This is a genomic window from Streptomyces sp. TLI_053 (assembly GCF_900105395.1).
Classification (GTDB): Bacteria; Actinomycetota; Actinomycetes; order Streptomycetales; family Streptomycetaceae; genus Kitasatospora.
Genome location: NZ_LT629775.1, coordinates 5,990,794 through 6,006,787 on the forward strand (window position 1 = coordinate 5,990,794; position 15,994 = coordinate 6,006,787).

General features: G+C 75.4%; 15 protein-coding genes. 11 read left to right on the top strand and 4 right to left on the bottom strand.

Going from position 1 to position 15,994, the window contains the following annotated elements:
* Nucleotides 1-62 precede the first annotated feature (62 nt).
* A complete protein-coding gene (locus BLU95_RS24670) occupies nucleotides 63-869 on the top strand; it encodes a S16 family serine protease (RefSeq protein WP_231977763.1) in 807 nt (268 codons plus the stop codon).
* A gap of 118 nt (nucleotides 870-987) precedes the next feature.
* On the opposite strand, the gene BLU95_RS24675 is transcribed toward BLU95_RS24670, so the two are convergent.
* Nucleotides 988-1,449, bottom strand: a complete 462-nt coding sequence (locus tag BLU95_RS24675; RefSeq protein ID WP_030308163.1) for an Lrp/AsnC family transcriptional regulator — start codon at nucleotides 1,447-1,449, stop codon at nucleotides 988-990.
* 362 nt (nucleotides 1,450-1,811) lie between these two features.
* On the opposite strand from BLU95_RS24675, the gene BLU95_RS24680 reads away from it, so the two are divergent.
* Complete coding sequence (locus BLU95_RS24680; protein WP_093861918.1) at nucleotides 1,812-2,345, top strand: VOC family protein; 534 nt, start codon at nucleotides 1,812-1,814, stop codon at nucleotides 2,343-2,345.
* Between the two features lie 30 nt (nucleotides 2,346-2,375).
* Here BLU95_RS24680 and BLU95_RS24685 read toward each other — a convergent pair whose 3' ends face one another.
* On the bottom strand, nucleotides 2,376-2,945 hold the full coding sequence (locus BLU95_RS24685) for a hypothetical protein (RefSeq protein ID WP_093861919.1): 570 nt from the start codon (nucleotides 2,943-2,945) through the stop codon (nucleotides 2,376-2,378).
* 178 nt (nucleotides 2,946-3,123) lie between these two features.
* Between BLU95_RS24685 and BLU95_RS24690 the strand changes: the two genes are divergently transcribed.
* The 4 genes from BLU95_RS24690 to BLU95_RS24705 all read left to right on the top strand — a co-directional run bounded on the left by BLU95_RS24690 (nucleotide 3,124) and on the right by BLU95_RS24705 (nucleotide 9,024).
* Complete coding sequence (locus BLU95_RS24690; RefSeq protein WP_078880030.1) at nucleotides 3,124-3,849, top strand: response regulator transcription factor; 726 nt, start codon at nucleotides 3,124-3,126, stop codon at nucleotides 3,847-3,849.
* Nucleotides 3,846-5,432 (top strand): sensor histidine kinase, encoded by a 1,587-nt coding sequence (locus tag BLU95_RS24695; protein ID WP_231977764.1) that lies wholly within the window; start codon nucleotides 3,846-3,848, stop codon nucleotides 5,430-5,432. Before BLU95_RS24690 ends, BLU95_RS24695 begins: the two co-directional genes overlap by 4 nt.
* A gap of 266 nt (nucleotides 5,433-5,698) precedes the next feature.
* On the top strand, nucleotides 5,699-7,381 hold the full coding sequence (locus BLU95_RS24700; RefSeq protein WP_093861920.1) for a glycoside hydrolase family 18 protein: 1,683 nt from the start codon (nucleotides 5,699-5,701) through the stop codon (nucleotides 7,379-7,381).
* A gap of 242 nt (nucleotides 7,382-7,623) precedes the next feature.
* Entirely contained in the window at nucleotides 7,624-9,024 is a 1,401-nt protein-coding gene (locus BLU95_RS24705; protein WP_093861921.1) for a glycosyltransferase 87 family protein, read from the top strand.
* Between the two features lie 140 nt (nucleotides 9,025-9,164).
* Here the strand turns inward: BLU95_RS24705 and BLU95_RS24710 are convergent, their stop codons facing one another.
* Nucleotides 9,165-9,581, bottom strand: a complete 417-nt coding sequence (locus BLU95_RS24710; RefSeq protein WP_093861922.1) for an SsgA family sporulation/cell division regulator — start codon at nucleotides 9,579-9,581, stop codon at nucleotides 9,165-9,167.
* 502 nt (nucleotides 9,582-10,083) lie between these two features.
* Between BLU95_RS24710 and BLU95_RS24715 the strand changes: the two genes are divergently transcribed.
* Nucleotides 10,084-11,658, top strand: a complete 1,575-nt coding sequence (locus BLU95_RS24715; RefSeq protein ID WP_159424985.1) for an RDD family protein — start codon at nucleotides 10,084-10,086, stop codon at nucleotides 11,656-11,658.
* A gap of 140 nt (nucleotides 11,659-11,798) precedes the next feature.
* Entirely contained in the window at nucleotides 11,799-12,512 is a 714-nt protein-coding gene (locus BLU95_RS24720; RefSeq protein ID WP_093861924.1) for an RDD family protein, read from the top strand.
* A 44-nt stretch (nucleotides 12,513-12,556) separates the two neighbouring features.
* On the opposite strand, the gene BLU95_RS24725 is transcribed toward BLU95_RS24720, so the two are convergent.
* Nucleotides 12,557-12,784, bottom strand: coding sequence for a hypothetical protein (locus BLU95_RS24725; protein WP_093861925.1), 228 nt, complete (start codon nucleotides 12,782-12,784; stop codon nucleotides 12,557-12,559).
* Between the two features lie 273 nt (nucleotides 12,785-13,057).
* On the opposite strand from BLU95_RS24725, the gene BLU95_RS24730 reads away from it, so the two are divergent.
* The 3 genes from BLU95_RS24730 to BLU95_RS24740 all read left to right on the top strand — a co-directional run bounded on the left by BLU95_RS24730 (nucleotide 13,058) and on the right by BLU95_RS24740 (nucleotide 15,928).
* Nucleotides 13,058-13,831, top strand: a complete 774-nt coding sequence (locus tag BLU95_RS24730; protein ID WP_093861926.1) for an endonuclease V — start codon at nucleotides 13,058-13,060, stop codon at nucleotides 13,829-13,831.
* Between the two features lie 94 nt (nucleotides 13,832-13,925).
* Nucleotides 13,926-14,408 (top strand): DUF2563 family protein, encoded by a 483-nt coding sequence (locus tag BLU95_RS24735; RefSeq protein WP_093861927.1) that lies wholly within the window; start codon nucleotides 13,926-13,928, stop codon nucleotides 14,406-14,408.
* Complete coding sequence (locus BLU95_RS24740; protein ID WP_093861928.1) at nucleotides 14,405-15,928, top strand: WXG100 family type VII secretion target; 1,524 nt, start codon at nucleotides 14,405-14,407, stop codon at nucleotides 15,926-15,928. The genes BLU95_RS24735 and BLU95_RS24740 overlap by 4 nt, the downstream gene beginning before the upstream one ends.
* Nucleotides 15,929-15,994 lie beyond the last annotated feature (66 nt).

The following is a 15,994-nucleotide window of genomic DNA, read 5'->3' on the forward strand; positions in this document are numbered from 1 at the left end:
TGGGCCGTTCGGGTGGCCGTGTGCGTGCCCGCCGGACGGCCCCGGTGTGTTTGGATGCCTCTGTGTCCGACACCAAGCTGCCCAAGGCCCTGACCTCCCCCCGGACCCGGGCCCTCGCGCTCTGCGGCGCGACGGTCGCCGCACTGTTCGGGGTGGCCGCGTTCGTCCCGCTGCCCTACACGCTGACCTTCCCCGGCGTGACCGCGGACACCCTCGGCAGCTACCAGGGCCGCCCGGTGCTCACCGTCACCGGCGCGCCGGTCCGGGCCACCCAGGGGCAGCTGCGGATGGTGACCATCTCGGCGACCAACCCGGGGGAGCGGACCACGCTGTGGCGTTCGCTCCAGGCCTGGTTCGACGAGGACGAGGCCGTCCGGCCCAGTGAGACGGTCTACCCGCAGGGCGACCCGGCGAAGGCCAACGAGGTCACCGCCCAGCAGATGGCCGAGTCCCAGGACGCCGCCACCACGGCCGCGCTCGGCTACCTCCAGCTGTCGCCCGCGCAGGTGAAGGTCGCGATCGACCTCGGTGACATCGGCGGCCCCAGTGCCGGGCAGATGCTCGCGCTCGGCATCGTCGACAAGCTCCGCGGGGACGGCAAGGGCGGCGACCTCACCGGCGGGACGACCGTCGCCGGCACCGGGACCATCGACGACCGGGGCGTGATCGGCCCGGTCGGCGGTGTGCCGCTGAAGACCCAGGCGGCGGCGCGGGACGGCGCGACCGTCTTCCTGGTGCCCAAGGACGAGTGCGCGGACGCCAAGGTCAACCTCCCGGCGGGGCTGCGGCTGGTGCCGGTGGGCACGCTCGGGGAGTCCGTCTCCGCGCTGGAGGCGCTGCGGTCGGGCGGGGCCGTTCCGGGGTGCTGAGCCGCCGGGTTCGGCCGGGCCGCCGGGTTCGGCCGAGCCGCCGGGTTCCGTCGAGCGGCTGAGCGACTGAGCGGCTGGGCGACTGGGCAAGTGGACGGCCGGACGGTCGGGCGGTGGGCTACTCGGCGGCGGCCTGGTCGACCAGCGGCAGGATCCGGTAGGGCACCGGGTTCTCCAGCGCGATCGCGGTGGAGGACCGGACGATCCCGTCGAAGCCCACCACCCGGTCGATCACCCGCTGCAGATCGGCGTTCGACCGGGCCACGATCCGCACCATCATGTCGCCGTGCCCGGTGATGGTGTGCAGCTCCAGCACCTCGGGCACGGCCGCCAGATGCGCGCGCACGTCGGCGCCCTGCCCCTGGGAGATCTCCAGGGTCGCGAAGGCCGTCACCGGGTAGCCGAGCGCCGCCGGGTCCACTTCCGGCCCGAAGCCGCCGATCACCCCGCGGGCCTGGAGCCGGTCCAGCCGGGCCTGCACGGTGCCGCGGGCCACCTGGAGCCGTCGCGAGCACTCCAGGACACCGATCCGCGGCTCCTCGGCGAGCAGCCGGATCAGCCGCCCGTCCAGGGCGTCGATGGCGTCGTTGACGCTCCCCGTGACCGCCCCGGCCGCAGGCCCGGACCCGGCTCCGTTCGCGGTCCCGGCAGCGGCCGGGGCGATGCCGGAATGCCCTTGCCCGGCAGGCGAGTTGGGCGAACCAGGTGCGCCCGTCGGGCTGGCGGCGTGGGCGGGGGGCATCGCGGGCTCCGTCCTCGGGTGGGCATTGTGTACAGCGGTGCGGCCGATTCTCCCGCCCCGGAGCACAGCTTGACCAGGAGGAAACGGAACAGTTGCGCGGATGTCGCCCCGGCGCCACCCTCCAGCCACGACCCCGCGCGCCGGCCCCCACCGGTCCGCGAGCGGAACCGTGGTCCCGTACCCCCACCGGGAGGGCTGACATGACCGACACCGCCGCCGAACCCGCGCTGCTCACCGCCGCCGGGCCCGACGAGCCCGGCCTCCTCCCGAGGGGCCGCGCCGACGCGGTGGTCCTCGTGGTCGGGGACGCCGAGCGGGCGGCCCACCGGTACGCCGTCGCGCTCGGCCTGCGCTGCACCGCGTACGCCGGGCCCGAGACCGGCGAACCCGAGATCGTCTCCTACGTGCTGCAGGGCCCCGGCACCCGCTTCGTCCTGACCTCGCTGGTCCAGGTGATCGGCCCGCGCGGCCGGGAGCTGGCCGGCCACCTGGCCCGGCACGGCGACGGCGTGATCGACCTCGCGGTGGCCGTGCCGGACGTCTGTTACGCCTACGACTACGCCGTCGACCGGGGCGCGGCCTCGCTCGCCGAGCCGTACGAGGTGCGGGACGCGTACGGCACGGTGGTGCTCGCCGCGATCGGGGTGCCCGGCGGGACCAGGCACACCCTGGTCGACCGGTCCCGCTACCGGGGGGCCTATCTGCCGGGCTACGTGCCCTTCGAGCGGTGGTGACGGAGCGCCGGGGGCGCGGGCCGGACCGGCTCAGCGGACGACGGTGTCGACCACGGGCGGGTGCCCGTTCCAGTAGACGAACACCGAATTGGCCTGGTTGTCCTTGGTGAAGTCCACCCGGATCCACTGCGGACCGTCCCAGACCTGCATCTGCCAGCCGGGGTCCGGGGCGGCCGTGACCAGTGAGGCCCGGTCGGGCCCGAGGTCCAGGGCGACCTTGCCGCCGGGAACGGGATAACTGCGGACGGAGGACGTCGTGCTCGTGGCCGGCGCCGGACGGTGCGACACGACGGCGGCGGTCGAGGGGGCCGCGGGTGGCGCGGCGGAGGCCGGGGGACCGGGCCTGGACGGGGCGGCCGACGCCGGGGCGGTGGACGGCGGCGCGGCCGGATCCGGCCGGCCGGCCGACTGCGCGGGGTCCGCCGACGGGGTCGGCGTGGGTCTCGCGCCACCGGCCGACGCCGGTGAGGGCAGCGGCAGCGCGGTGGGCTGTTCGAACGCGGCCCCGGTCAGCACCGTGTGCACGCCGAACCAGGACAGCGCCACCGCCGCCCCGGTGGCCGCCGCCCAGGCGCCGAGCTGTACCAGTCCGTTCCGCATAGTGCGCACATCCTGCCCCATCACGGCTCCCGGCAGGTGGGCACCCCCGCACTTCCACAGGGGACTTGCACAAACCCGCGACGTTCCGGGCGAACCCTTCCCGAAGGTTCACGAAGCGCTGCCCGGGGCCACCCCGAGGTACAGACCATTCGGGGTCGATGCCGTACCGTGCAGCCCCATGGCAACAGTGCTCGTGGTCGAGGACGACCCCTTCGTACGATCCGCCCTCATCCGCCACCTGTCCGACACCGGCCACGCGGTCCGCAGCGTGGGCACGGCACTCGAGGCGCTGCGCGAGGTCGCCCAGGTCGGCTGCGACCTGGTGATCCTGGACCTCGGACTGCCGGATCTGGACGGCAGCGAGGCGCTCAAGATGATCCGCGGGCTGACGAACGTCCCGGTCATCATCTCCACCGCCCGCGACGACGAGGCCGAGATCGTCCGGCTGCTCAACGACGGCGCCGACGACTACCTGGTGAAACCGTTCTCCGGGGAGCACCTGAGCGCCCGGATGGCCGCCGTGCTGCGCCGGCTCGGCGGCGGGGCGGCCCCGGTCAGCCAGGTGCTCAGGGTCGGCGGGCTGGCGATCGACCTCCAGCGACGGGAGGCCGCACTCGACGGGCGGGCGCTGGACCTGACCCGGCGTGAGTTCGACCTGCTGGCCTTCCTCGCCGCCCGCCCGGGTGTGGTGGTGCCCCGCAAGGAGATCCTGGCCGAGGTGTGGCGGCAGACCTACGGCGGTGACCAGACGATCGACGTGCACCTGTCCTGGCTGCGCCGCAAGCTCGGGGAGACGGCGTCCAGCCCGCGCTACCTGCACACCGTGCGCGGGGTCGGGGTTCGGCTGGAGGCGTCCGGGCACCCCGCCGGGCCCGGGCCCGTCCCGGTGGAGCGGCGGACATGAGGCGGTTGCGGCACTCGCTGCGCTGGGCCCTGATCAAGGCCGCGGTGGCCGGTACCACGATGGTCGCGCTGGCCTTCCTCATCCCGCTCGGCCTGATGGTCCAGCAGACCGCCCGGGACCGGGCGTTCACGGCCGCGGAACGGCAGGCGGCGGCGCTCGGTCCGGCCCTGGCCATCACCACCGACCAGGACGCCATCGCCCGGGCGGTGGCCTCGACGGACGCCGGAGCGCAGGGGCGGATGGCGGTGCACCTGCCGCCGGCCGCGGCCGCGGCCTCGGGGGCAGGGGCGTCGGGGGCCGGGACAGCCGGGACGGGGGCGTCCGGGACGGGCGCGCCGTCGGGACCGGGCGGTGCCGCCGGCGGGGTGGCCTCGGCGCCCGGCGGGACGGCGCCGGCGGGGAAGGTCTCGGACGGGACGGCGGCGGGCGCCGCCGCGGGGCCGGCCGCCGGTGCGACCATCGGCGAAGTCCGGGCGCTGGCCGCCGATGTGGCCAGTGCCGGGGGCCAGGGACGCTCGTTCACCGTCGAGGTCCCGGGCGGCTACGCGCTGCTCCAGCCGGTCGCGGTGGACACCGCCCGGACCGCCGTGGTCGAGGTGTTCGTCGCCGACGGCGACCTCACCCGGGGCGTCGCCACCGCCTGGCAGGTGCTCTCCGGGGTCGCGCTCGGCCTGGTCGCCGTCTCGGTGCTGGTCGCCGACCGGATGGGCGCCCGGATCGTCGGCTCGGCCCGCCGGCTCGCCGCCGCGGCCCGATCGCTCGGCGCGGGCGACCTCGCCGTCCGGGTGCCGGTGGACGGCAAGCAGGCCGCCGGCAGCCCCGAGGAGCTGCGGGAGGCCGCCCACGCGTTCAACGCCATGGCCGACCGGGTGGTCCAGCTGCTGGCCGCCGAACGGGAGTTGGCCGCCGACCTGTCGCACCGGCTGCGCACCCCGCTGACCGTGCTGCGGCTCAACGCGGCCTCGCTGGGCGAGGGCGACGCGGCCGACGCCACCCGGCACGCGGTGGCGCAGCTGGAGCGCGAGGTCGACCAGATCATCCGCTCGGCCCGCCGGGCACCGGAGGACGCCCCCGCCGTCACGGTCGGCTGCGACGCGGCCGAGGTGATCCGTGAGCGGGTCGGCTTCTGGTCGGCGCTCGCCGAGGACGAGGGCCGCCGCTGGCAGCTGGCCGGCGCGGACCGGGAGACGCCGGTCCCGGTCCAGCGCGGGGATCTGGCCGCCGCCGTGGACGCGCTGCTCGGCAATGTCTTCCGGCACACCGGGGTCGGCACCGCGTTCTCGGTGGACGTGCTGGCCACCGGGAGTTCGGTGATCGTGCTGGTCGGCGACGCGGGCCCGGGCTTCACCGATCCGGAGGCCGCCCTGAAGCGGGGCGAGGGCCACGGCGGCGAGGGCTCCACCGGGCTCGGGCTGGACATCGTCCGCAAGCTCGCCGAGGCCACCGGCGGGGACCTCGCGCTCGGGCGGTCGGCGGTGCTGGGCGGGGCCGAGATCCGGCTGCGGCTGCGGTCCAGGCCGGACGGCGCCGTGCCGCCCCGGGCCGGTCGGCGCCGTGGCCGGGGATCGCTGTTCGCGCGCTGAGCGGGGGACCGCGGAGCGGTTGAAGAAAGGTTTCGGCGCCGACGGCGGCCACCGGGGCCGGGCGGGGTCCGGGCCGGTCAGGGTGGGTTCCGGGCCGGTCAGGACCCGGCGGCGGGCCGGAGGGCGTCTTTCTTAAGCGCGTCGTAAGGGAGTTCTACCCCTGGCTCAGCAGGCGGATTCCGGCCGTTCGCCCCCGCTAGCGTCGTCCGCGTCGGCCGCGCCGGTCACCCCCGACCGCGCATCTGCCAGCCCCGGAGGTACGCCCCATGACGACCCAGCAGCCCCACCGCCGCCCCGGCGGCCGCCGTCGGCGCAGCCGCCGGGGCACGGTGCTCGGCGCCTCGGCGGTCGCCGCCGCCCTGGTCGCCGGCGGTGTCGTCGTCCTCGCCTCCTCGGCCAGTGCCGCCCCGCTCGGCGCCGTCTACACCCGCACCAGCGGCTGGGACTCCGGCTACACCGGCCAGTACCTGGTCACCAACCCGGCGGACCGGGCGATCGAGGACTGGACGCTCACCTTCGACCTGCCCGCCGGCGCGAGGATCGACTCGCTCTGGAACGCCACCTTCACCGCCGAGGGCGGGCACATCACCGTCCGGCCCGAGTCGTGGAGCAAGCGGCTGGAGCCCGGGCGGAGCGTCGTGGTCGGCTACGTCGCCCAGGGCGTCGGCGCGGCCCAGGCCGAGCCGGGCAACTGCCTGATCAACAAGACCTCCTGCAAGGCCGGGGACGGCACCGCGCCCACCCCGTCCGGCCGTCCGACCGGTACCGCGACAGCCACGGCCACGGCTTCCGCGTCGCCGTCCGCGTCCGTCCCGGTGACCGCGACGCCCTCCGCCCCGGTCACCGCCACCGGGACCGCCCGGCCCACCACCGGGGTGCCGAGCCCGACCGGCACCGGGACCGTCCGGCCGACCGCTCCGGTCACCCCGACCGCGACGGCCGGCACGACCGCCACCGCCGCGCCCACCACTGCCGCGCCCACCACTCCGGTGCCCACCGCCACCGCGACCGGCACCCCCACCCCGGCGGGCGGCGGCCGCTTCGCTCCGTACGTCGACACCTCGCTCTACCCGCCGTACGACCTGGTCGCCACCGCCAAGGCCACCGGGGTCAAGGACTTCACCCTGGCCTTCGTCGTCTCCGGCGGCGGCTGCACCCCCAAGTGGGGCGGTGTGACCGAGCTCGCCGACGACGCGGTGGCGGCCCGGATCGGCGCCCTGCGGGCGATCGGCGGCGACGTCCGGGTCTCCTTCGGCGGCGCCAACGGCAGCGAGCTCGCCCTCGCCTGTTCCTCCGTCGCCGACCTGACCGCCGTGTACCAGCGGACCGTCGACGCCTTCGGCCTCACCCGGCTCGACTTCGACGTCGAGGGCGGCGCGATCGCCAACACCGCGGCCAACACCCGGCGCGCCCAGGCCGTCGCCCAGCTGCAGAAGAACGCCGCCGCCAGGGGCAAGGCCCTGGACGTCTCCTTCACCCTTCCCGCGCTCCCCTCCGGACTGACCCAGGAGGGCGTCGACCTGGTCGCCGACGCCAAGCGCAACGGGGTGACGATCGGGGCGGTCAACATCATGGCGATGGACTACGGCGACGGGGTCGCCCCCGACCCGCTGGGCCGGATGGGCACCTACGCCATCGCCGCGGCCACCGCCACCCAGGCCCAGGTGAAGAGCGTGCTCGGCCTGGACGACGCGGCCGCGTGGCGCCGGGTCGCGGTCACGCCGATGATCGGCGTCAACGACGTGGCCAGCGAGGTCTTCACCGTCGCCGACGCCAAGCAGCTCGCCCAGTTCGCCGCGAGCAAGCACCTGGCCTGGCTGGCTATGTGGTCCGGCACCCGCGACAAGGCCTGCGAGGGCGGGGCCAAGGCGTACGCGGACGCGAGCTGCAGCTCGATCGTCCAGCAGCCGCTGGACTTCACCCGGGCCCTCGGCGCCTACACCGGCTGACCGGCCCGCCGGGCCCGTGACGGGCCCGGCGCAGACCGGCTCCCGGGCCCGCCGACCTCGTGCGGCACCCGGCGGACCCGTCCGCCGCACCGACTCCGGCCGTCCGTGCCCCGACCGCAACGGGGCACGGCCGGCCGGCTCCAATTCCCCGGCGGCCACTCTCCGTCACGAAGATCGATCCGGCCCGTCCGCCGGGCATCCGGTATCGTCGCTGGTTGGCCGATCGGCGGACGGAGCGAGAAGTGACAGCGGTGCAAGACGAGCGCGGCGCGGTGGACACCCCACCCGACCTGACGCCCGCCCCCCTGTCGGACCGGCTGCGCACGGCCCTCGGAGCGCCCGTCCGCGCCCTGCGCGAAGCCCCGCGCCGTCCGCTGCTGATCGTCTCCGTGCTCGCGCTGGTCTCGCTGCTCGGCTACGCGGTGGTGCGGCACTTCGCGCACACCTCGATGGTCGACATGATCGTCTACCGGGCCGAGGGTGCCGCCGTCGTCAACGGCGGCGACCTCTACGGCCTGCGCGTCACCCAGTGGAACCTGCCCGCCACCTACCCGCCGTTCGCCGCGATGCTGTTCGTGCCGACGACCTGGTTCCCGGTGCCGTTCCTGCGGGTCGCGATCACGCTCTGCAACATCGGGCTGCTCGCACTGTTCGCCCACCTGTCGTTCAAGCTGGTCGGCTGGCCGCGCCGGGACCTCCGCGCGATCGCCGTGATCCTGGTCGCCGGCGTCGGCGTCTGGCTGGAACCCGTCTACACCACGCTGCGCTACGGCCAGATCAACCTCGCCCTGGGCTGCCTCGTCCTCTGGGACCTCACCCGGCCCGACGGGAAGCGCGGCAAGGGCATCGCGATCGGCATCGCCGCCGGCATCAAGCTCACCCCCGGCCTGTTCGCGGTCTACCTGCTGCTCACCGGCCGGATCCGGGCCGCGTTCGTGGCCGGCGCGACCTTCCTCGGCACCTTCCTGCTCGGCGCGCTCGTCCTGCCCGACGCCACCTGGGGCTTCTGGACCAAGTACCTCTACGACTCCTCACGGGTCGGCAAGACCGAGATCGTCGACAACCAGGCGCTCAGCGGGGCCGTCGCCCGGCTGCTGCACACCTCCGCACCGGGCTTCACCGGCACCCTGGCGGCCGTCGCCGTCGCGGTGGCCGGCCTCGGCGTCGCCGCCTGGGCCGCCCGCAGCTCGCGCCGGCTGGCGCGCTCCGAGGCCTGGGGCGTCTGCTGCGCCGCCGTCACCGCCGTCCTGATCTCGCCGATCAGCTGGACCCACCACTGGGTCTGGTGCGTGCCCGTACTGGTGCTGCTCGCGAGCGAGGCGGCGGTCGAACGGGCCCGCCCGGCCGCCGTCCGCAAGCTGCGCTGGCGGCTCGCCTTCGGGGCCACGCTGATCGCCTTCCTGTCGTTCGCGATGTGGCTCGCCAAGCCGAAGGGCGCGCTGGTGCTGGAGCTGTCGCCGCTCCACCAGATCCCGACCTCGGTGTACCCGCTCGTCGGGATCTGCTTCCTGCTGGCCGCCGCGCTACGCGTACGGGCCCGGCGCCGGGCGGCCGGAGCGGCGCCGACCGCGCTGCCCGGTCAGCGGGACGGCGGTTCGTCGGAGTCCGCGCGCGAGCGTCAGCAGGCCCCCGCGGCCCGCTGACTCGGCCCGCGCGCCGGGGCGGCCCGGGCGTGTGGCGGGAAGGCCCGGGCGTGTGGCGGGAAGGCCCGGGCGTGCGGTGGGAAGGCCCCGCCGGTCCGGCCGGTCCGGCCGGTCCGCTCGCGGGACCGGGACGCGACGCCTCACGCGAGCAGCTCGGCCAGCGAACCGTCCATGTCCAGCGCGGCCAGCTCGCTGCCCGGCGGCACCAGCCGGTGCGCCCGCTCCAGCCACGCGGCCACCACCGGCAGCGGCGCCTCCAGCAGCGCGTCCCCGGCCGGGGAGCTCAGGGCCAGACAGAGCACGCTGCGCCGTCCCGACCTGGTCGGCCAGATCCGCACGTCGCCCTGGCCGCAGGGCCGGAAGGTGCCCTCCACCAGCAGCTCGCGGGCGAACACCCAGGTCACCGGCGAGCCGGTGTCCAGGTGGAAGGTGATGTGCACGGCGTACGGGTCGTGGCTGCCGTAGGACAGCCGGGCGGGGACGGGGACGCTGTGCTCGGGGGAGAGCACCAGGTTGAGTTCCAGCTCGTGCTCGACCACGCTCGTCGGGCGCTCCATGATCGGGTTCCTCTCTGCCTGCGGGTCGTGCCCGGTTGTCGGGCCCTGTTACCTGGGAGAGCGCGGCCCGGGAGCGCTCTTACACGGGTTTCCGGAATTTCTTCGGACCCCGGATCCCGCGCGGGGGCGTGGGCGGACGCCGGGGCGGAGCCGGGGTGGACGCGAGGTGGACGCGTGGGTGCAACCCCCTCGGGGGGCTCCGCGGCCGGTCCGTTGTCGGGGGTACACGGAGTGGTGAATGGGGAAGGGCGGGCGCGTGGTCGGACATGTGCGCCGTCTTCCTTACCGTGGGCGGCCCCGAACTGTCCCCCGAACGGGCAACTTCGCATCGCGCCCCCGCCGAGGTACTACGCTTTGTGACTGCCCGGCGACTGTCCGCCTCCTCGGCGGTACCCCCCCTCGCGCGCGCCGACGGCGGAGCCACCCGGGTCGCCCGTGCCACCGTCGCGCACACCCCGCTCGCCGGGCGAGCCGCATCGGCCCTGCCAGGAAAGAGACCCCCATGACGGACCGGCCCCACGCCGGCGGCAGTACGGAGACGGCGGCCGGCCCGGCGCCGGGCTACTACCCCGACCCGTCCGTTCCCGGTTTCGTCCGCTACTGGGGCGGCTCGGCCTGGGTGCCCGGTACCAGCAGGGCGGCCCCGGCCGAGGGCGAGGTGCTGCAACCGCCCCGCTACGCGACCCGCCGCCCCGCCGCGGCGGGTGCCGGCGCCGGGGCCCGGTACGTGCCGCCGCCGGTGGTCGCGGAGCCGGCGGTCGTGGAGCTGGCGGTCGTGGAGCCGGTGCAGATGCCGGTGCCGGAATCGGTGCCGGAACCCGAACCGGCGTCCGGCGGTGACACCGGGCCGGTGTACCTGGACCGGACGGCGGGCGGGGCGTCGTTCACCTTCACGGCCCCGGACAACGGCCCGGTGTTCCGGCGCGGTGGTGAGCCGGTGGTGACCGGTGCGACCGCGGGACCGGCGCCCGACCCCGCACCGGGGGTGCCGGCCCAATCGGCACCGGAGCCGGCCGGCTGGCAGGCGGACCCCCGGGCGCAGCGCGGCCTGATGGAGACGGGGAGCGCGCCGCGGTGGGTGTCCTGGGGGGTGCTCCCCGGGGCGGAGGAGCCGTCCGGCGCGGTGCCGGCCGGGGCCCCCGCCGTGGTCGAGGTGTCCGCACCGCTCTCCGGGTCGCCTTCCGCGGCGCCCTCGGGGCCGCTCTCGGGGCCGCTCTCCGAGGTGTCGTCGGGGTCGCCCGCCGGGGTGTCGTCCGTGGTGTCGTCCGGGGTCTCCTCCGCCCCGGCCCTGCCCGTCGGCCCGGGACCGGACGAGCCGCGTTCCGTTCCGGGGCCGAGGCTCTCGGTCCCGACGTCGTCCGTCGTGGCGGGGAGTCCGGCGCGGCCGGAACCCGAGCCGGACGCGGCGGTGGACGAGGCGGAGGCCGTCGAGCCGTCCCCGGCCGCCGCCGCGCCCGCCCGTCGGCAGGCTCCCGCCGCTCCTGCTGCCGTCGCCGCCGCTGTCGCCGCTGCCACGGTGCCTGCTCGGGTGCCGTCCCCTGCCCCGCGCCGCCGCGCCGGGACGGCGTCGGCGCTCCGCCCGGCCGGTCTCGGCCGACGGCTGCTCGCCCGGCTGGTCGACAGCGCCGTCCTGGCCGTGGTCGCCGTCGCCGCCGGTGTCCCGCTCGGCCGGTCCGTCGATGCCCACCTCCAGCGCAAGCTCGACCAGGCCCGGATGGCCAGCAGCCTCACCCGCCGTCAGACGCACGTCTGGCTGGTGGACGGCACGGTGCTCGGCAAGGTCGCCGTCCTGCTCGGCATCCTGCTCTTCGTCGGCCTGCTCTACGAGGCACTGCCGACCGCCCGTACCGGCCAGACCCTCGGCAAGCGGCTCGCCCGGATCCGGGTGGTCGCCACGGCCCGGGCGGGCTCGACCTCCGGTCCGGACCGCCCCGGGCTCGGCCGTGCCCTGGTCCGCTGGCTGGTCGGGCAGGTGTCGGCGCTGCTGGTGATCGGCCTGCTCTGGCCGCTGTTCGACCGCCCGGACCGGCGCGGCTGGCACGACCGGGCGGCGCGCACCCGGGTCGTCCGGCTCTGAGCCCGGCCCGGCCCGGCTCTGTCCGGCTGGCCCGGCCCGGCCGTCGGGTCCGGCCCGGCCGTCCTCCGCTCCGGGGCCTTGATCGACAAAACGGACTGAATATCCCAAATTCACAGAATGCGTGATGTTCTACTCGGGGAATGAGTACCTACGACCCCTCAGGCCCCGAGCCGGAGGGGGGCGGCAAGCCCTCCTTCGGCAAGCAGCCCCCGCAGCAGGGCGGCGGCACGCCGGAAGGTACGCCGTCGGACCCGTACGGCACCCCGCCACCCCCCGGCGGCCCCGGAGCCGGCGGCCCCGGCGCGTACGGCGGCACCTACGGCGGAGCCCCCGGCGGCCAGGGCCCCTACGGCCAGTCGCCCTACGACCGGCCGCCGCCCGGCCAGGGCCCCGCCGGATACGGCACGCCCGGCGGCGGCCCCGTCCCCGGAATGCCCCCGCTCGGCACCTGGCCCAACCGGATCGTCGCCCGGCTGATCGACTACCTGCTGGTCCAGGCCGTCGCCGTGCTCCTGGTCCTGCCCTTCGCCAGCCTGGCCGACCGCTCCGGTTCGGCCGGATCGTTCTGGCTCGCCTGCGGGCTCTGGCTCGTCTACGACGGAGTGATGCTCGGCCGGGACGGTCAGACCCTCGGCAAGAAGGCCATGAAGGTCCGGGTCGCCATGCTGGTCGACGGCAACACCCCGACCCAGTCGGCCGCCTGGACCAGGGCGGCGGTCTTCGTGCTTCCCGCCGTGATCTGCTGCGCCGTCCTCTGGTGGCTGATCGACGGCCTGTTCGGCGTGTTCGACAAGCCGTACCGGCAGTGCATCCACGACAAGGCCGCGAAGACCGTCGTGGTCTCCACGGCCTGAATCCGCTCGGGCCCGCCCACCCCTGCCGGGGTCCGGGTGGCCTCCTACTCGTGCCCGCCGACCGGCGTGCGGTGCTCCGCGCGCCGGTCGGCCGCGTGCGGGGCCGGTGCCGCGAGCACCGCCACCAAGGTGCCGAGCGCGAGTGCGAAGAGCACCACCGCGGCGACCCCCGGCACGCCCGAGACGCCGGTGGCGGCCAGCAGGGCGACCGTGGCGGCGACCACGGTGAAGACACCGAGAGCGAACTGCGCGGTGGTCGGGCGGTGCGACATGGCGGAGTCCTTCGCGCGTCGGGGGGAACGAGCGGCCGCTGCCGGGGCGGACACCGGCCACCCCGGTGCCGCCCGGGCCGCGGCGGGGAACCGTGCGGGGGAAGGGCGTTCGGCGCGTTCCGGCGGTCGTCCGCGGCATTCCGTCCAGGCTAGCCCGGCGCGCCCGGGGCACGGGGGGCGCACGGGCTCACGGAACCGCCCCCGAGTCCGTCCGCCCCGCTCGGTACCGTGGGCCCGACCGAACCACCGCACCACGCACCAGGGGGAACCGCCGTGCCCATCCCGGCCGACTGGCCCACCACCGAGGCCGAGGCGCTCGCCGAACAGGAACGCCTGCGCCCGCTCGTCGAGCCGACCGGGGCGATCGGCGCCGCAGCGGCCGCCTTCGCGCCGGACTCCTCCGCCCCGGGCTCCTCCGCTCGTTCAGGTGACGAGCGGCTGATCGCCGGCGTCGACGTCGCCTACGACGACGAACGGGACCTCGTCGTCGCGGCTGCCGTGGTGCTCGACCGCGCCGGCCTCGCCGTCGTCGACGAAGCCACCGCCACCGGTCGCATCGCCTTCCCCTACGTCCCCGGCCTGCTCGCCTTCCGCGAGATCCCCGCCGTGCTCGACGCCCTCGACGCCCTCACCCACCGCCCCGGCACCGTCGTCTGCGACGGCTACGGCCTCGCCCACCCCCGCCGCCTCGGCCTCGCCAGCCACCTCGGCGTCCTCACCGGCCTGCGCACCCTCGGTGTCGCCAAGACCCCGTTCACCTTCGACCACCGGCCCCCCGGCCCCGACCGCGGCGACCGGACCCCGCTCACCGACCCGGCCACCGGAGAAGAGGTCGGCAGCGCCGTCCGCACCCGGGCCGGCGTCAAACCCGTCTTCGTCTCCGTCGGGCACCGCATCGGCCTCACCGAAGCCGTCGAGACCACCCTCGCCCTCACCCCCCGCTACCGCCTCCCCGAAACCACCCGGCACGCCGACTCGCTCTGCCGCCGCGCCCTTGCCGCCCTCACTGCCACCGGAACCACCGGCCCCGCGCCGGAGGTGAACTGACGGCATGCCAGGCGCCAGGATCGTGTGTTAGACATAACCGATTCACCAGAACCGTGAACGACACACCGGCCGGACGCACGGGGGAGGCGCCGCAGTGGCAACGGGGAACGGAACGGGGAAGGGGAACGGAACGGGGAGCGGGGCGGGACCGACCGGCGGGGCCGGACGCGGCTACCGGGTCGAGGTCGAACAACTGCGCGCCTTCGCCGCCCAGGTGCGGCTGCTGCTCGCCGAGTTCCAGCACCACGCGGACGGCACCGCCACCCACGGCCGCAGCGGCATCGGCCCCAAGGCCCTCGGCACCTTCGCCGAGGCCACCGACCTGCACGGCCGTTACCAGATCATGCGCGACGGCCTGCGCGACGCCCTCGACCAGCTCCAGGAGGCGATCGACGAGGCCCAGAAGAAGGCCGAACTCACCGCCACCAACTACGAGGAACAGGAACACCTCACCAGGACCGGGCTGAAACTCGGCGACGACGGCTGGTCCGTCGCCAACCCCTCCGCCGCCAGCACCGCCGCCTACGCCCGGACCACCGCCCCGGCCCGGAACGACGACGGGAAGGGCGTCCGATGAAGTACACCGACTTCCGGCAGTTCAGCCACGCCGAACTCCGCGCCATGGTCCAGGCACTCGACCCCGGTGAGGTGATGGCCGCCGCCGACCCCTGGCGCCGCGCCGCCGACACCCTCAAGGCCATCCGCACCACCCTCACCCGCGCCAGCACCGAGACCGCCACCACCTGGGAAGGCAGCACCAGCGACGCCTTCCACAGCCGCATGCTCCACCTCGCCACCACCATCAACACCGCCGCCTCCTACGCCAACGACGCGGCCATCACCCTCAAGGCGGTCTCCGAGGCCATCGCCGAGGCCAAACGCAACATGCCCGAGGAACCCAGCGGCTGGGCCCAGTTCAAGGACGGCGTCGGCGACACCTTCTCCTCCCTCTTCGGCGCCGACGACGAGGACGCCCGCACCGACCTCGCCAACCAGAAGAAGGCCGAAGCCGCCACCGTCCTCCAGACCCTCGCCATGCACTACCGCACGGCCGCCCCGATGCTGAAGCCGCCGCAACCTCCGGGGCCGCCTCCGAAGACGAGCAGGGGCGACTACACCGACCTTCCTGACGACGGTGACGCCGGAACAAGTGGGTACGCGGCTGTGGGCGGCTTCCTCGGCGGTGTGGGGGCAGGCACTCCCGGGGCGGGTTCGGCACCTGTCTCCCGGCCGAGGGAGACGGGAGTGGCGGATCCTCGGACGGGCGGCACGGGACGCTCGACCTCCCGGGCGGCGAGCCCATCGCTCTCGAAGCCACCTCCGGTCCCCTCCGACCCTGGTGTCAAGGGTGGGGTTGCCATGCCGCCACCCAGGTCCGCGCCGGTGAGCTTCGGTTCCGGAACGGTAGTGGACGGCACCGAGCCCGGTTTCTCTCAGGCGCCCGGCAGGAAGTCGCCGGATCCCAGCAGCACGTCTCTGCTCGGTACGCCGGGGGCCGGCGGCAATCACGTTCTGCCAAGCACTTCGGCGGCCCAGTCCGCCGCGTCGCAGGGGACCGGGGGCGCATCTCCTCATCCGAACGGGACAGCGCTGTCATTCCCTCCTGCTGGCAAGCAGGGGCCCGGCTCGGGGGCCGGGCGTGACACCTCGGGACCTGAGGCCGCGCGTGCAGGGAGGGAGGGGGCATCGGGTCGGAACACCGCCGGCCGTAGCGGTGCGGCCTTCGGCGTGGAGGGTATGCCCGGTGTCAGTGGCGGCGGGACAGTCGGCGCCGGTCCTACCCGGGGGAAAGGAAGTGCCGGAGGTGCAGCAGGGCACGCCGGAGGCACGGTCGTCGGTGTCGGTGACCGGCCCGGAAAGGGTGGCGGAGGCAAGCAGGCCTTCACCGAAGGCGGCTCGGGGGTGGGAGCGCGCGGGCGGATCCAGCCGGAGACCGGTGGCAGGAGCCCGTTGCCGCAGGCGCCTTGGATGCCCCTCGGCAGCACCGACAACGGTAGGAAGGACGAAGCGAAGAAGCGGCGACGTCCCGACTACCTGGTCGAGGACGAGGAGACCTGGGTGTCCGACGAGCCCGTGAATCCGAACGTGGTGGAATGACGGCCGGCCTTCGGGCCCGGGCCGATCGATCGGTTGCCCTGCGGGTCGTTCGGACCTGGGGCAGCC

What these genes read in the sequence shown, in the direction of transcription:
- BLU95_RS24700 (WP_093861920.1), top strand. Translation starts at nt 5,699, where the DNA reads ATGACGACCCAGCAGCCCCACCGCCGCCCCGGCGGCCGCCGTCGGCGC.
- BLU95_RS24715 (WP_159424985.1), top strand. Translation starts at nt 10,084, where the DNA reads ATGACGGACCGGCCCCACGCCGGCGGCAGTACGGAGACGGCGGCCGGC.
- BLU95_RS24695 (WP_231977764.1), top strand. Translation starts at nt 3,846, where the DNA reads ATGAGGCGGTTGCGGCACTCGCTGCGCTGGGCCCTGATCAAGGCCGCG.
- BLU95_RS24710 (WP_093861922.1), bottom strand. Translation starts at nt 9,581, where the DNA reads ATGGAGCGCCCGACGAGCGTGGTCGAGCACGAGCTGGAACTCAACCTG.
- BLU95_RS24685 (WP_093861919.1), bottom strand. Translation starts at nt 2,945, where the DNA reads ATGCGGAACGGACTGGTACAGCTCGGCGCCTGGGCGGCGGCCACCGGG.
- BLU95_RS24720 (WP_093861924.1), top strand. Translation starts at nt 11,799, where the DNA reads ATGAGTACCTACGACCCCTCAGGCCCCGAGCCGGAGGGGGGCGGCAAG.
- BLU95_RS24680 (WP_093861918.1), top strand. Translation starts at nt 1,812, where the DNA reads ATGACCGACACCGCCGCCGAACCCGCGCTGCTCACCGCCGCCGGGCCC.
- BLU95_RS24725 (WP_093861925.1), bottom strand. Translation starts at nt 12,784, where the DNA reads ATGTCGCACCGCCCGACCACCGCGCAGTTCGCTCTCGGTGTCTTCACC.
- BLU95_RS24740 (WP_093861928.1), top strand. Translation starts at nt 14,405, where the DNA reads ATGAAGTACACCGACTTCCGGCAGTTCAGCCACGCCGAACTCCGCGCC.
- BLU95_RS24690 (WP_078880030.1), top strand. Translation starts at nt 3,124, where the DNA reads ATGGCAACAGTGCTCGTGGTCGAGGACGACCCCTTCGTACGATCCGCC.